The 1,859-nt window shown below is 41.7% G+C and carries 1 protein-coding gene; it reads right to left on the bottom strand.

What is annotated here, in order from left to right:
• Window positions 1–136 precede the first annotated feature (136 nt).
• Complete coding sequence (locus tag DW694_RS06400) at window positions 137–1,708, bottom strand: DDE-type integrase/transposase/recombinase (RefSeq protein ID WP_118330200.1); 1,572 nt, start codon at window positions 1,706–1,708, stop codon at window positions 137–139.
• Window positions 1,709–1,859: the final 151 nt, after the last annotated feature.

Here is a 1,859-nt window from a genome sequence, read left to right as displayed (position 1 = left end):
ATAAAAGTGTTCAGATCTGCATTGGGATCTTTCAACTGTTCTTCCAGGATATGTGCCATTTCTGGAACACGGAAACTCTTCAGACGCATGATCAGAGCCTGTTCCTGAGGTGTTAATGTAATGTCATGGGATGAACTCATTTGTATGCCTCCTTTCCACGGATGTTTGTATGGGAAGGAAGTTTTCCGGTTCCGTTTATAGCGCTGCTGGAATGATTATTCTGAACCATGCTAAGTACTTTCTTGAAATAGGAATACTTGCAAGCATTGGCTTCTACGCATTTCTCAGCAGCCTCCTGAACCAGTCTGTGAGGAACATCTTTACAGGAATGGAGTACACCGGCACAGCTGTTGTATGCCTGTTCCTCATGCTTGGAACTGCGGAGTATCCTGTCAATAAGAGTTACCATAGATTCTCCATAAACAGATGCCCATCGTCTGTAATAAGCTCCGTCATGTGCATTCACTTCTTTGTAATACAGGTGTTCTGGAGGCATGTGATTGTCATCTGTAATGTAAAGAGGAAAATCACGGTAAGATCTTGGATGGCGGCAGATCAGCCGGTTATACTCATCACAGATCCGTATCTCCGTCATTGTAGCCTTAAGAATTGCAGGCTTCCCTTTATAGGTATACAATACAGAATAGTAGTGGGCATCATACTCAAGGTGGTAATTATCTGGAACTTTAAGAAAGTATTTATAATCACAAAGTGTATAACTTTCGCCTGGAAGCTGGTTCATACGCGGTTTGTCGTACTTTTCAAATCCATTCATGCGGGATTTCCGAATGTCAGATTTTTTCTGGAAAGGACGCTGGTTGATGTCCGCTACGATCTTTTTGACCGCAGCATTCAGAGCTTCCAGAGAGATATAAGTATCTTTCTTTAACTCTTCTACCAGATGCGTCTCCAAGAAACGCACATGATTTTCAACTGTTGGTTTGCCTTTCGGTTTCCTTGGTGGCGGCGGCAGAACGATCGTATCATAAAAAGTTTCCAGATCTGAAAAAGCTGACTGCAGCACAAGTTCATCTTTACTATGCCTGGTAACAGCTGTTCTTAGATTGTCCGGGACAAGATATTTAGGAACTGCCCCATAATAAGACAGTGCATGTACTGTACCGGTAATAAAATGTGGAAGTTTTTCATCCAGAAAGATCTCTGCATAAACAAGACTGCTAAAACCAAGTGTAGTTGTAAAAATGTGAACTTTCCGAAGTTCGCCAGTTGTTGTGTCCAATAGCAGTTCCGGCTGGTCGCCTACCCAGTCAATATACATCTTTTCACCAGGGATCCGTTCCACAGGCATAGATGTTTTTGAAGTACCATAAGTATCTACCATAAAATCACGATACAGCTTATAAAACTGAGCGAGCTGGTAACCGTTGGGATGCTCTTTTTTATAATCAATCCATAGAAAACTCAAGTCAGCATGTTTTCCCATTTGGATCATCTGCTCATGTATTTTTTCAAAATCAGGCAGTGGAATATCCTTATGTCGAAGGTTTTCTTTTGGATAGATGAGATCAACTACCTTTGAGGCTGGCATTTGCCGAAGATCATCCAATGATAAGCCTGAATCCTTGTAGCGGTTCATGATTAATGCAATCCCGCTCCGTCCGATCCGGTAACGTTTTTGTACAGAGTCATAACTGACTTTACTGAGCCGAAGTTCTATGACTCCAAGAATAGTATTGTAGTCGTGCATAATAGTTCCTCCTTTGCACTGTGATGAATAATAGTTACATCACAATAATAAAGGAAAAACGTACCGCTTTGAGCAGAAAACGCGTACCGCTAAATCAGAATGAATGTACCGACGATTTCAGAATAGGCGTACCGTTCGAGCAGAATTTGCA

It is taken from the genome of Ruminococcus sp. AM26-12LB (assembly GCF_003480785.1).
Lineage (GTDB): Bacteria > Bacillota > Clostridia > Lachnospirales > Lachnospiraceae > Blautia_A > Blautia_A fusiformis.
The sequence above is the reverse complement of the archived record's forward strand: the minus strand, read 5'-3'. Positions and strand labels throughout refer to the sequence as shown.

Excerpts from the sequence above, each read along its gene's own strand:
- DW694_RS06400 (WP_118330200.1), bottom strand. The coding sequence starts at position 1,708 with ATGCACGACTACAATACTATTCTTGGAGTCATAGAACTTCGGCTCAGT.